This window comes from Rhodococcus sp. IEGM 1406 (assembly GCF_030056745.1).
GTDB classification, from domain to species: domain Bacteria; phylum Actinomycetota; class Actinomycetes; order Mycobacteriales; family Mycobacteriaceae; genus Rhodococcus_F; species Rhodococcus_F erythropolis.
The window spans coordinates 45167-58551 of record NZ_JASHKO010000004.1; the positions used below are offsets into that span (position 1 = coordinate 45167).

General features: G+C 59.8%; 13 protein-coding genes. 8 read left to right on the forward strand and 5 right to left on the reverse strand.

Translation table 11 applies throughout. The features are described 5' to 3' along the window. Position 1: 1 nt before the first annotated feature. From QM596_RS19065 to QM596_RS19075, 3 genes are all read right to left on the reverse strand, one after another. The gene (locus tag QM596_RS19065; RefSeq protein ID WP_020907980.1) at positions 2-1693 is read right to left on the reverse strand and encodes a GAF domain-containing sensor histidine kinase; all 1692 of its coding nucleotides are present in this window, start codon (positions 1691-1693) and stop codon (positions 2-4) included. Further along, a complete protein-coding gene (locus tag QM596_RS19070; RefSeq protein ID WP_020907981.1) occupies positions 1690-2337 on the reverse strand; it encodes a response regulator transcription factor in 648 nt (215 codons plus the stop codon). Before QM596_RS19070 ends, QM596_RS19065 begins: the two co-directional genes overlap by 4 nt. A 115-nt stretch (positions 2338-2452) precedes the next feature. Further along, positions 2453-3424, reverse strand: coding sequence for an Acg family FMN-binding oxidoreductase (locus QM596_RS19075; RefSeq protein WP_020907982.1), 972 nt, complete (start codon positions 3422-3424; stop codon positions 2453-2455). Positions 3425-3658: 234 nt separating this feature from the next. Between QM596_RS19075 and QM596_RS19080 the strand changes: the two genes are divergently transcribed. Genes QM596_RS19080 through QM596_RS19090 form a run of 3 tightly spaced genes read left to right on the forward strand, consistent with a single transcriptional unit; the run spans position 3659 to position 8822 of the window. Then, the gene (locus QM596_RS19080) at positions 3659-4546 is read left to right on the forward strand and encodes a universal stress protein (RefSeq protein ID WP_020907983.1); all 888 of its coding nucleotides are present in this window, start codon (positions 3659-3661) and stop codon (positions 4544-4546) included. 35 nt (positions 4547-4581) lie between these two features. Continuing rightward, complete coding sequence (locus QM596_RS19085) at positions 4582-5580, forward strand: zinc-binding alcohol dehydrogenase family protein (RefSeq protein ID WP_031333463.1); 999 nt, start codon at positions 4582-4584, stop codon at positions 5578-5580. Then, the gene (locus QM596_RS19090; protein WP_283309679.1) at positions 5577-8822 is read left to right on the forward strand and encodes an HAD-IA family hydrolase; all 3246 of its coding nucleotides are present in this window, start codon (positions 5577-5579) and stop codon (positions 8820-8822) included. Before QM596_RS19085 ends, QM596_RS19090 begins: the two co-directional genes overlap by 4 nt. A gap of 22 nt (positions 8823-8844) precedes the next feature. Here the strand turns inward: QM596_RS19090 and QM596_RS19095 are convergent, their stop codons facing one another. Beyond that, the gene (locus QM596_RS19095; RefSeq protein WP_021333637.1) at positions 8845-9219 is read right to left on the reverse strand and encodes a hypothetical protein; all 375 of its coding nucleotides are present in this window, start codon (positions 9217-9219) and stop codon (positions 8845-8847) included. A 244-nt stretch (positions 9220-9463) separates the two neighbouring features. On the opposite strand from QM596_RS19095, the gene QM596_RS19100 reads away from it, so the two are divergent. The 5 genes from QM596_RS19100 (at position 9464) to QM596_RS19120 (ending at position 12431) form a co-directional block, all read left to right on the forward strand. Next, entirely contained in the window at positions 9464-9982 is a 519-nt protein-coding gene (locus QM596_RS19100; RefSeq protein WP_029538233.1) for a flavodoxin domain-containing protein, read from the forward strand. Next, a complete protein-coding gene (locus QM596_RS19105; RefSeq protein WP_021344470.1) occupies positions 9979-10911 on the forward strand; it encodes a universal stress protein in 933 nt (310 codons plus the stop codon). The genes QM596_RS19100 and QM596_RS19105 overlap by 4 nt, the downstream gene beginning before the upstream one ends. Then, positions 10908-11159, forward strand: a complete 252-nt coding sequence (locus tag QM596_RS19110; RefSeq protein WP_019748736.1) for a hypothetical protein — start codon at positions 10908-10910, stop codon at positions 11157-11159. Before QM596_RS19105 ends, QM596_RS19110 begins: the two co-directional genes overlap by 4 nt. A gap of 10 nt (positions 11160-11169) precedes the next feature. Continuing rightward, the gene (locus tag QM596_RS19115) at positions 11170-11907 is read left to right on the forward strand and encodes an SDR family oxidoreductase (RefSeq protein ID WP_021333639.1); all 738 of its coding nucleotides are present in this window, start codon (positions 11170-11172) and stop codon (positions 11905-11907) included. A 98-nt stretch (positions 11908-12005) separates the two neighbouring features. After that, entirely contained in the window at positions 12006-12431 is a 426-nt protein-coding gene (locus QM596_RS19120) for a DUF1003 domain-containing protein (protein ID WP_019748738.1), read from the forward strand. A 143-nt stretch (positions 12432-12574) separates the two neighbouring features. On the opposite strand, the gene QM596_RS19125 is transcribed toward QM596_RS19120, so the two are convergent. Then, on the reverse strand, positions 12575-13360 hold the full coding sequence (locus QM596_RS19125; RefSeq protein ID WP_019748739.1) for a TetR/AcrR family transcriptional regulator: 786 nt from the start codon (positions 13358-13360) through the stop codon (positions 12575-12577). Between the last annotated feature and the right edge of the window lie 25 nt (positions 13361-13385).

Sequence of the window (13385 nt, forward strand, 5' to 3'; positions counted from 1 at the left end):
GTCACTCGTTCCCATCCGGAAGGGGAACCGACCAGACGAGAGTTGTACCGCCGCCATCAGTGGACTGTGCGTCAAAGGTCCCACCCAAGGCGAATGCTCGCTCGCACAGGTTCTTCAGCCCGCGCCGATGTGCACCTGGTGGCAAGCCGATTCCGTCATCGGCGATCGTGACGGTCAATGAATCGTGCACATCTATGACGATCGCTACGGTGGACGCCTGCGCGTGTCGGACCACATTGCTGAGCGCCTCTCGCACCACCGCCTCAGCTTGCTCCCCCAGAGACGGATCGACGACAGACAGTGGGCCCCTTACTTGGACCGTCACCCGCAGATCGGTGTCAGCGCTCGTCTCGGCGACAACTTGGTTCAGGCGACTCCGAAGTGAAGGGGCGCCGTCCTCGGTCGCATGCAAGTCGAAGATGGCACGGCGAATGTCCTGAATGATGTCCTGCAAGTCGTCGATGGTCCCACTGAGCCTTTGATGTACTTCAGGAGCCCGCGTCCGCTGGAGCGTGCCTTGAACAGACAATCCGACAGCAAAGATTCGCTGAATCACGTGATCGTGAAGATCACGCGCGATCCGATCACGGTCAGCAAGTATGTCGAGTTCTGCCATTCGCCGTTGATTGTCTGCCAGCCGCAGCGCAACAGCCCCTTGATCGGCAAAGGCCGACATGGACGCCAACTGATCCGCTCCGTATTGCTCCGCCCCACGCAATTTCAATACCGCCAGGACTCCTCGAACCTGTTGTCCGTCTCGAAGTGGCAGCACGATCGCAGGCCCGTATTCATGTCCCTCACCGAACCCCGGATCGAATTCCAATGACTCCGTCACAATCGGAAATTTGTTCCGGTAGACCGCGCCCGATGTGGAGAAGTCCAACGGAATTCCGTGTCCGACCAAGGTTTCGGAATCAAGCCCGCTCGCGACAGTGACCACCAACTCGGCGGTCGCTACTCCCGTCAGCTCAGGATCCGGAGGTACCGCCAGAAATGCGCAGTCAGATGAAGTGAGTGACAACGACTTGTCTGCGATCAGTTGGAGAACCCCGAGCGCATCGGCGCCGGCCAACAATGCTGTCGTTACCTCGCCGGTCGCGAGCAGCCATTCTTGTTTCATTTTCGTCAGGGCGTACAGCTGGGAGTTGTCGATCGCGATGCTGGCGGCCGATGCGAGCGCGAGAACGATCATCTCGTCGTGCGCGGTGAAAGCTCGCCCGTTCGTCTTCTCGGTGAGGTAGAGATTACCGAACACCTGGCCACGAGTCTGTATCGGTACGCCGAGAAAGGTTTTCATCGGCGGATGATGGTCAGGGAAACCCACGGAGGCCTCATGTTTTGACAGATCATCCAACCGCAGCGGCTTCGGATCAGAGATCAGGGCGCCGAGCACACCGCGTCCGCGGGGAAGGTCACCGATCAGTTCCCGCCCGGTCTCGTCGATTCCTTCGTAGACGAATTGCTTCAGTTCCTCACTGTCGCCGACCACTCCGAGCGCACCGAACTTGGCATCGACCAACGCGATAGCCGATTTGACGATCGTACGCAGAGTCGTATCCAAGTCGAGTCCTGCCGAGACCGCCAGTAGAGCTTCGAGAAGTCCGTCGACATGAATGCGTTCGCCGGACGGCACGCCGAAGTCGTTCGGTACCATTCCGGCATGAGCCTCAGAACCCGGCTCGGAGTGAGTCATGGCTGCGGAAGGTGCTCGTGCATCTTCGTTGCCAGTATCGCCGCTTGAGTTCTGCGCTCCACGCCAAGTTTGCTCAACAAACGGGAAACGTAATTCTTCACGGTCTTCTCCGCCAAAAACATTCGCGCCGCAATCTGTCGATTCGTCAGGCCTTCACCAAGTAATCCCAGCAATACGCGCTCCTGCTGGCTCAGTTCCTCGAATGGGCCGTTCTTGTCAGCCGCATCGGTACGCAATTTCGCCATCAACGCCGCAGCAGCTCTGTTGTCGAGCAACGATTTCCCCGCGCCGACATCTCGCACCGCCCTGGCCAAGTCCAGTCCCTTGATGTCCTTGACCACGTAGCCACTGGCACCGGCCAGTATCGCATCGAGCATCGCCTGATCGTCTTCGAACGAGGTGAGGATGAGGCATCGCAATGCAGGCAACTTCGACAACAACTCGCGACACAGTTCGATCCCGTTTCCATCCGGAAGCCGAACATCGAGAACAGCCACGTCTGGTTTCAGAGCAGGTATTCGTGCCATCGCGTGGGCATAATTCGACGCCTCCCCTACTACCCTCAGCCCCGGGTCTCCCTCGAGCAACTCCACGAGGCCACGGCGCACAACCTCGTGATCGTCCACCAGAAATACGTCGGTCATGTGATCATCCGTCCTCACCTCACGCAGCACGCACTCAACGACTACCCATAGCCCGACGAACGAATCAGCGAACGCGGACGTCACTGCACCTAAAGGGTGTTGCCCGACAAGTTCGTCACGTCACGGTAAGGACCTCGGACATCGACCTACGAGTGGTCATGACGGGTGGAGTGCCGCCAGGCGCGCGCCCGATACGAACCAGCATCTGAGGAACGCCGACTTCCGGCACCAACCGGTTGAGCAGAGCACGACTGCCAGGCACTTCGGTCATGTGTGACAGTGGGCAAGTCGCCGCGCCCCGAACCGTCGCTTCGAGCAGTATCGACGAGAGCACCTGACCACACCGCAGCCAGTCGCGCCGGGTGTCAGTGGTTGTGCCAATTGCCAATACCGTCGATTCGTCGATTGCGCCTTGGTCCCCCATCGCGGCATTACGGCGAGCGGGAAAAGTCCGGGCGATGGGGACGCTGCCACCACCGGAAACAAGCGAAGTCTCCGGAATTCCACCCGAGGACATGGAATGCCCAGCCCACCAATGCAACTCCGCTTGATACTCGGAGTCGTATCGGCGAGCAGCGGCCGACGCTTCGGTTGCGCGAAGCAGACCGGCTCGTTGATCCGAGTCCAGTACCGTTACGCCGATGTCGAGTTTGCGACCTACTTCCGCCACACAGTCGGTCAGCTCGTCGATTGCGTCGAACAACCCGAAAGCGCGGCGGTCGGTGCGCCGCCGACGTATCGCGGCGAGCATGTCGAAGTCGTGCGAGCGCGGCCGCGCATCGTGTCGAAACTCGACCGTGGCAAATAGATTCGGGGAGACTCCGCGGTCTTCGTAGTGAATGTCGGCACTCCAACGTAGCCCCAGCAGGCCCACTCGGAGGTGATCGAGTGCGGCGCCGCAACTGATATGCAGTTGCCGTCCGGTCGGGTCAGCTGCCCGGAGAAGTCTACGGTGATCGCCGAACAGCTGTAACCGCCCGTCGGCGTACGTCCACCGCCACGGTTGGCTGTTGTGCAAGGACGGCGCCCGACACGCGAGATCGACGGCGAGTTGTACGACACTCGAATCCGGTTTGGTGAGGTTCATGTCTCCTCCGATCTCAGCGGCCCGGAGTCGTACGTGCCGCTCTCAGTAGTAGCGTCGCAGGGTCGTCCGCTCTGCATAAGTGCCAATGGTCACCGCAACGCCCGCCCTGTGAAGGTCGGCCCAATCCGACTGGTGACACCGAAAATGACTTTCTCCTCTGCCATCGGCAGCCTCGGTCACGAAGGATTCGGTCACGGCCAGTTGACATCCGTTCCGACGAGAAGGAGATCAGTTGTGAAAATCAATCCACCCGTTGTTGTCGGGTATGACGGATCTTCGCAGTCACGGGACGCAGTGTGGTGGGGAGCTCACGAATCCGCCCTCCGAGCTGCGCCCTTACTCCTGCTGACGACGATGTTCACTCCCACCACCTATGGCGTACCCATCGGGATGCCGGCCTTCTATTTCGACGAACAAGAAGCAGCCGCCAAAAAACGACTTGCCGAGGCCACCGAACTGGCGAAACAAGCGATCGGCGAACGAACAGTCCAGATCGACGTCGAATTGGCTTCGGATCCACCCATACCGGTGCTCCGTGAAATCTCCAAGACTGCCCGGGTCATCGTCGTCGGAAGCCGCGGACACGGTGAATACACCGGAGGTCTCCTGGGTTCGGTGAGTTCGTCGCTGGCAGTGCATTCACTGTGCCCGGTCGCCGTCGTCCGAGGACTCGGCGGCGACGAGGACGTCTCCGTTCGCCCTGTAGTAGTCGGGGTCGACGGCAGCGTCCACAGCGAACCAGCCATCGCAACTGCCTTCGAGGAAGCGTCACTACGTGGCGTCGAGTTGGTCGCCGTCCATGCCTGGTCGGACGTAGTTCTCGACGTTGTCTTCTCGAAGTTTCGGGAGGTCGATTGGCGAGCCCGCCAAGACACCGAACGTGCACTGCTCGCCGAGAGCCTGGCCGGATTCGGTGATCGTTACCCCGATGTTCCAGTAAATACTGTCGTAGTCAAGGACAAGCCGGGTCAAAATCTCGTCCACCACACCGAGCGGGCACAGTTGGTAGTTCTGGGACGCCGCGGCCGCGGCGGATTCAGCGGCATGCTTCTCGGGAGCACCTGTCGAGAGGTCCTCCACGACGCGCACTGTCCGGTGTTGGTCGTCAACAGCCATCGATGATCGAGATGGCACCCCGCACGCCCTCCGACGAGTGGATGATGTCGTGGCATGTCGACTCCCCCGGTTCGCTCGGGACGCATCCTCTTGTAAGGCGACTGGTCCCCCGCCCGGAAATCGGCGCGAATGAACTACTTGTTCGTGTTCTCGCGTGCGGAGTGTGCCGCACCGACCTCCACGTCGCCGTAGGCGACCTTCCGGTTCACCGACGCAATGTCGTACCGGGTCACGAAGTTGTCGGGCTCGTCGAGGCGGTCGGGACGGCTGTCGACGCCTTCAAGCCCGGTAACCGTGTGGGGATTCCGTGGCTTCACTCGACGTGCGGTGTGTGTCGCTACTGCCTACGCGGCGCTGAGAACCTGTGCCCGAACTCCACCTATACCGGCTGGGATGTCAACGGTGGATTTGCCGAATATACTTCTATATCAGAAGGATTCGCACTCAAACTCCCGTCTGGGTATACGGACAACGAACTCGCTCCGCTACTCTGTGCGGGAATCATCGGATTCCGTGCGCTCGAGCGTGCCGACCTGCCGGAAGGTGGGCGGCTGGGAGTTTACGGTTTCGGCGCAAGTGCACACCTTGCGACGCAGGTCGCACTTGCTCGAGGCGCACAGGTGCATGTGATGACGCGCAGCAGATCCGCGCGCGAACTGGCCCACGATCTCGGAGCCGCATCGGTGCAAGGTGCATACGACCATCCACCGGAACTGCTCGATTCGGCAATCCTTTTCGCGCCAGTCGGTGATCTCGTTCCCACTGCCCTCGAAGCACTGGACCGAGCCGGCGTCCTGTCGATCGCCGGAATACACCTCACGGATGTGCCTGTACTGAACTACCAGAAGCACCTGTTCTACGAACGCGAGGTTCGCTCGGTGACTTCGAATACCAGGCGAGATGCACAGGAGTTTCTCGAATTCGCAGACAATCATCACCTCCGCGTCAGCACCATGCCCTATCCACTCAGCGGAGCGAATCGGGCACTGGAAGACTTGGCGGCAGATCGAGTCACTGGCGCAGCAGTGCTGGTGCCATGACTATCTGGCGCGCGGCGACCTCCGAACACGCGTCGGTGGTCATTCGTAGACGCGTCTTTCGCGCTGTCTTGTTCGACATGGACGGTGTCGTGACCGACACCCGACATACCCATCGAGCCGCCTGGGGGCGCCTGTTTCACGAATTGAGCGCGCACGGCGACGTCGGCGATGTGGAACTCGACGACGAGGACTATCGAGAATTCATCGACGGCAAAGAAAGACAGAAAGGCCTCCGGTCATACCTCGAATCGCGGAAAATCGAACTCCCCCTGGGGCATCCCGACGATCCTCCCGACGCCACTACCGTCAATAATCTCCTCGAGCGCAAAAACCGATTCTTCCTCGCGGAACTCGAACGAGAAGGAGTCGGGGTGATCGTCCCGACCGTGAGGTGGATTCAGCAACTACGCGCCGCCGGCGTACTCACTGCTGTGGTGTCGGCAAGTAAAAACGCGCGACGAGTACTCGAGAATGCCTGTGTATCTGACTATTTCGATATCCGACTCGACGGCGCCGACATTGCACTACTCGGGTTGGACGGCAAACCGGATCCAGACACCTATCTGGAAACCGCACGAAGACTGTCGATCCCGCCAGCCGAATGCGTCGTCGTCGAAGACTCGATCGCTGGAATCCGCGCCGCCCGATCCGGTGGATTCGGTCTGCGAATCGGTCTTGGCCCAAGCGAAAATCTCGAATCTCTCACCGAGAACGGCGCCGACCTCGCCGTCACCGCCATCGGCGAGGTCAACTTCCACTTCGTCACGGCCACAACACGCGAAGGCGATAACCACGACCCTGGATGCCGACTCTGTATATCAGGAAATGAGCCCAACTCCACACTCGAATATCGCGGGATAGATCCGAGCGCCACTGGCCTTCGCGAGACCATGTCGACCGTGGGAAATGGCTACTTTGCCACGCGAGGCGCGTTGTCTGAGTCCCACGATGACGGCCTCCACTATCCCGGCACCTATGTCGCGGGGTGTTACAACCGACTCACCTCGGATGTGGACGGACACGTACGCGAGGACGAAAGCGTGGTCAATCTGCCGGACTGGACGACATTTACCGTCACAGGTCCTGACGGAGAACTGCTCCAATCCCCATCAGCGCTTGTCACGCACCACCACGAAGCAGTTGATCTCGAGCATGGAATCTGTTCCAGAGAAAGTGTATTCCGCGATACGCGCGGTCGCGTCACTCGAATTCGACAATGCCGGATCGTATCGATGGACGATCCACACGTAGCCGCGATCACCATGACCGTCGCAGCCGAAAACTGGGATGGATCGATCGACATCGCATCCGGGATCACCACCGACGTCGTCAACAACAATGTTCCGGACTATTCGAAACTGGCCAAAAAACATCTCGAAGTCCTCGCTTTGGATACCGTCGGCGACCAATGCATTTCCGCAACGGTCCAAACCACTAGCTCCCACATCCGCATCACCCAAGCCGAGCGTCTCCGCCTGACCGACGTCGACGGATCAACCACGCAACACAACCGCCGCGTGAACACAGACCACACTGGAATCGTGCAGGTCATCCGCTGCCGAATCACGGTCGCCAAACCCGTCACCGTCGAGAAGACGTCGGCGCTCTTCACCTCCCGCGATAAGTCAACACTCGATCCAAAGTCCGCCGCGTGGCAACGAGTCCAGGAAGCAGAGAATCACGGCGCACTGTTTCGACGCCACTGCGCCGCTTGGGACTGGCTCTGGAACCAATTCGGCATAACACTCGCTACGGAAGACTCCACCGCTCTGGCGACGAATGTATTACTCCTTCACGTACTTCAGACACTGTCGACCCACACGACAGATCTCGACGTCGGAGTTCCCGCTCGAGGACTCCATGGCGAGGCATACCGCGGTCACGTCTTCTGGGATGAATTGTTCGTTGTGCCAATCCTGACGCGTCGGCTTCCGGAGTTGACATCGTCGTTGCTGCTCTATCGGTGCCGGCGGTTGGCCCGGGCGCGCCGAAACACCCGAGGGTTGAACCTGCACGGCGCTCTCTTTCCTTGGCAAAGCGGCAGCGACGGTCGAGAAGAAACACCGCCCTTCCTCTTCAACCCGAGGTCTGCCCGCTGGATACCCGATCACTCTCGTCGCCAGTACCACGTCAACCTCGCAATCGCCCACAATGTCTGGCGATATTGGCAAACGACAACCGATCTGGAATTTCTCGGTAATCACGGGGTCGATCTACTCATCGAGAATGCGCGATTTTGGATGGCAAAGTCCGAATACGACGCGAGCAGCGACAGATACGATATCCGCGGTGTCATGGGCCCAGATGAATTCCATGACGGCTATCCCGACCGCCCCGGCACCGGGATCGACAACAACGCATACGTGAACGTCATGACGGAATGGTCGCTCATACGTGCGGTCGAGGCGGTTCGGGTACTCCGGAATGACAACCGATACTTCCCTGGGCGCCTCGATGTGACCGACGAGGAGTTGGTGTCGTGGGACCGACTGAGCAGGCGACTGCGCCTGACTTTCCTCGACAACGGCCTGATCAGTCAATTCGAGGGTTTCGGCGCGTTGACCGAGCTGGATTGGGCCGACTACCGGTCACGATACGGGGACATCGGCCGCCTGGATCTCATACTCGAGGCAGAGGGAGACTCACCGATCCACTACAAGGCCTCGAAACAGGCAGACATCCTCATGTTGCTCTACGTATTCACCGCTGAGGAACTGACTGAGTTGATCACGCGATTGGGGTACGAGTTCGATCCCTCCGTGATCCCGGAGATGATCGATTACTACCTCGAGCGTACGACGCACGGTTCGACACTGAGCCGAATTTCCCACACCTGGGTCCTTGTGCGAGGCAACCGATCACAGTCGTGGGCCATGCTCCGCGATGCACTGGCCGCGGATCTGTCCGACGCTCGGAGCGGAAGTACCAGGGAAGGAATCCATCTCGGAGCGATGGCGGGCGCGATCGATATTCTCGAACGCTGCTACACAGGGCTCGATTTTCGGGACGATATTCTGTGGCTGCATCCGCAATTACCCGTCGAGTTGCGTGAACTTGCCTTCACGATCTATTACCGTGGCCACCGTCTTCGAATCCAGTGCACCCATTCGGCTGTGACTGTGACATCGGAGACGAAAGATGTCCCACCGATCGCACTTTCGATCGACGACACCAGCTACACCTTTGCTGCAGGCTCGTCGGTCACCGTGGAGTCCGAACAGCCAGGGAGTCCGAACAGCTAGGGAGTCCGAACAGCTAGGGCTGTCACGAGGCGTCGATCGACCCCAGGGCGAATCCGGCGTCGGACAGATCCGCATACGCAGGCTCGCCGTGGGAGCCGTCATCGCGAACCTCGACATACCTGGCCGAATACGCTCTCGGGTCAGCAGCGCTGCCCGTGACAGGCATCCTCTCGAGGACGACAGCGCCAGGCCATCGCGCATGAACCGCAGCGACCAGGGCGCTGCCGTCGACTGTCGCCGTCGACAGTGGTCCACCTTCACCCACGATCACTACCCGCTGACCATCTGTCAGCATCCATACCCCGACCGGGAAGGACCTGACTGCGCCCTCTCCCCCTGAGACCGTCACCGTATCCCCTGTCTCGCTCACCAAACGCGCAATTTTCGGTTGATTCATTGCCGGGCCTCCTGAGCAGTCGTACCGGTCGAGTCGAGTCGCTCTCTGCCGTCGACGCTAGCGCACAACAACCACCACCACAGGTGTCGGCGGCACACGGATCAGAAGGCCGAAAGACCCTTTTTCGTGCACCTCGCGGCCCTGACCAGGAAGTCCTGACCCCGGCACAATTCGAATCACGATCACCCGAGCACGGCGAGTGCATGTGAGCAATCACCGCGTTGATTCCCGAGCGGAGCACTGGATGAAAACACTGGTCACGGCCGCAAGCCGCCACGGTTCGACAAGCGAAATCGCAGATTTTCTCGCAAAATCCCTGCGAGAGAGCGGAATGGATGCAGACCGCCGTCACCCCGACGACGTTCTCGAACTCACCGAGTACGACACGATAGTTCTCGGGAGCGCGATCTATATGGGGCACTGGATGAAGGACGCAGAGGAATTCACCAAACGCTTCTCGGATGCATTGCGGCTTCGCCAGGTTTGGCTGTTCTCCTCGGGACCGATCGGTTCGGGCGAATCCACGACCGGTGTTCCGTCCGACATTGCCACCTTGATGGAGAAAACCGGTGCAGTCGAACACAAATCCTTCGCAGGCAAACTCGACCGCGAAGGATTGGGGTTCGGTGAACGAGTAGCCGTACGAGTCGTTCACGCGCCTGAAGGCGACTTCCGGGATTGGGCTTCGGTTCGCTCCTGGGCTGAGTCGATCCTCGAGGCAGCTCGCACCACACGGCATTTCGAATCAGAGGAGACATCATGAACCGCGGAGCACCAATCGTGGTGGGTGTCGACGGGTCGGCACCGGCGCTTTCCGCAGTTCGATGGGCGGCCCGAGAAGCCGTACTTCGCACTCGACCGCTCCACTTACTGTCCGTGATGCCTGTCGAAGCAGACACTTTCGGCGGTGCTGTCAAACTCGGTGCACCACGGTTTCCAGACCAACGAACTGTTGGTCGCGAACGACTCTCCACAGCTCGTTCCGAGGCGCTGCTGTCCGCAGCGACGCTGGGAGACAGAGAATTACAGATCGTCGACAAGCTGAGATTCGGAAACGGTGTAGAAGCACTCCTTGACGAATCCCGCACGGCAGCGATGCTTGTCGTCGGATCACACGGGCTCAATCAATTCGCCGACGCGATACTCGGCTCCGTCAGCGCGGCAGTGGTTCTCCATTCGAACGTGCCTGTAGCAGTCATCCGAAACGTCCCGAAGTCGAAACAGCCGCAGATGAGCGGCCCGATAGTGGTGGGTATCGACGGGACAGAGAACAGCGAACCCGCGATTGCCGAAGCGTTCGAGACCGCTTCACTCCACGGAGTGGAGCTCACTGCAGTCCATGCCTGGAGCGACTCCGACCTTACAACCGTGTTTCGCTCCGACCCTGACGGTGTATCGCTGGACTGGGACACGATCTCAACCGCCGAGCATGCGGTCTTGGCGGAAAGGCTTGCGGGGTGGCGGGAGGAGTACCCCGACGTCGCCGTTCGATGTGTCGTCGTACGTGACAATCCTGCAAGGCAATTGGAAATCGAATCGAAATCAGCGCAACTCGTCCTCGTGGGTCGGCGAGGACGGGGCGGATTCTCATCGATGTTACTCGGCTCCACGAGTCGCCGTCTCATGCACACAGTGTCCTGCCCGTTGCTGATCGTTTCGTCCCCCACCCGCCAGAAGGACCAGAACAAGTGACAACGCACCTCGAACCCCAATCGCCACCGAACTCGCCGTCGGACCGCAACCAATACTCCGCCACGGTCAATCGACTCGACGCGGAGTTCAAGGGACTCATCTCGGCGGAATGCATCAACATCGTCATGATGGGCTGCCTCGACGATCTGTCCTGGACAACACCGCAAGCCCGACCTGAACTCAGCGAACGACTGGCGCGGCAACGCATCATCAGCTATCTCGACAGCAAGGCCGACAACTTCAACTGAGGGGCTACGCATGACCGACCACGACGGAAGAAGTGCTCTCATTTCCGGAGGAGCGGGCCAGGTTGGTGCGGCCATCGCCAAAGCCCTGTCCGAAGAAGGGTTCGGAGTCCTCATCGGCGACCTCCTCGAAGGAGAAGGAAACGCTACAGCATCGAAACTCGGTGACCGCGTGGCGTTCCAGCGTCTCGACGTGACACAACCGGAGAGTTGGGAATCCGCCATCGACACAGCCGAGTCAACTTACGGACATCTGTCCGTCCTCGTCAACAATGCCGGAATCATCGAGCCGGGAAGCGTGCAACTACAACGCCCCACGCAGTTCAAACATGTTCTGAATACCAACCTGTACGGAGCATGGCTCGGAATACACTGTGCTGCAAAGTCCCTGACAACCGCGGGCGGAGGTGCAATCGTGAACATCTCCTCCGCAGCGGGCCTGACCGGATACCAGGGAATGGGTGCTTACGTTGCCAGCGAATGGGGCCTTAGAGGACTTACCAAGGCGGCGGCCCTCGACCTGTGCGGTAACAACGTGCGAGTTTGTTCCGTTCATCCCGGACCGATACAAGGCTCAGCGACAAATGATTTCGGCGGTTTGCCCTTCGTTTCCGATCAGCCTATCCCGCGTCTCGGAAGTCCGAACGAGATAGCATCGACAGTGCGCTTCATCGTCAGCGAAGCGACGTACTCCACCGGCACAGAATTTGTCGTCGACGGTGGGTACTCTGCGGGGCGACAGCGCTCGTAGCCGAAAGAATACCGAGGATAGTCGACCTGAACTGAATACGACCAGCGGCAAGCGCACAATGGTGAACCATGAGACGGTGAACCATGAGACGCAGAACCATGAGACTCGGAAACAAGAATCGGTGGCATCTGCATCCCGCAGTCCGCACGGGTTCGGAGCTGACCCGCGGAGAACGTGCGGCCGATGTGGTCCGCAACGGTATGGGGTCGTGGCCGTTCGTCTTCGTGTTCGTCGCGATCATGGGAATCTGGGCAGGGTTCAACGGCAATACCGGTTTCGATCCCTACCCGTTCATTCTGCTGAACCTATTTTTGTCGATGCTTGCCGGCATGCAGGGAGCAATTCTGTTGATCTCGGCGAAACGGGCGGATGCCATCAGCAGTGAAGTCGCGGTTCACACTCTCGACAACACCAATCAACTCCGACAGTTGATCGAGGCGAACACGGCACTGACCGAGACCGTCGCGGAACTCTCGCGGGAGATCCACAAGCATGTCTGCACTCCGGAACACACCGCAGGGTGACGTCACCGCGTCGATCCCGGCGGGTTCACCGGTTTCGTCGAACACTTGCGAAGTGAGAATGAAACGTCATCCTTGGCGATGTCGAGCGGTATTCGCACTTCCCGCTCTCACCCAGAGGCCGAGCCAGGACAAATCCAGAGTGCTCAGCCCAACTCCGTAGATTCGTCGAGTAACCGCTCCAGATAGTTGAGGTCCTGGCGAAGCAAGGCAATCGCCCTGGCGGGACCTTCGGAAGTTTCGGTATGCGGATTCTCCTGGATGAGCGAATGTAATGCCATGTCGGCGAGTTGGTTTGCGACAGCACGGTCGTTCTCGAGGTCGCCTGGTTGGTGCCACCAGGCGATCCAGTTGATCATGCCGATAACGCCGAGCGCCGCAGTACGGGGGTCGACGGGGCGCATCTCGCCGGCGCGAATTCCTTCCTCGATGACGCGGATGAATTCCTTGAGCACATGTCGGCGGCTGTGGTGGTACGTGGTTGCGATGTCCTCGGGGAGTTCAGCTTCCGATCGGATGATCAATCGGAATCTGTCCGGCCCTTGCGCCTGGTGCAGGGCGATGGCTGTTGCCATTTGGCGCAGTTTTTCGGTAGGGCCCAAGTCGGGGCGGTCATTGATCTCGTGCAGAAGAGCCGCGGGTGTCTCTGTGCTTTCACTCACGAGGCGGGAGAGGAGTTCGTCCTTGTTGGCCACGTAATGATAGAGCGCCGGCCGGGTCAGGCCGGTCGCGTCCGCAATGTCCTGCAGTGTCGTACTCGCAAAGCCTTTCTCAGCGAACAGGCGGGTGGCCTGCTCCATTATTTGCTTCTCCACGAGTTCCCGACGCGGGTTGCTGCGGGTTGCCGCGCCCTCGATGGCATCCTGATCTGTCGTGGTCAACTTGCCCCGTCCCCGGGAACGGCGCCTGGCCGCGGCTTCCTCGCTTGTCATGCCCGAAGAATAGCCCGGCCGAGGA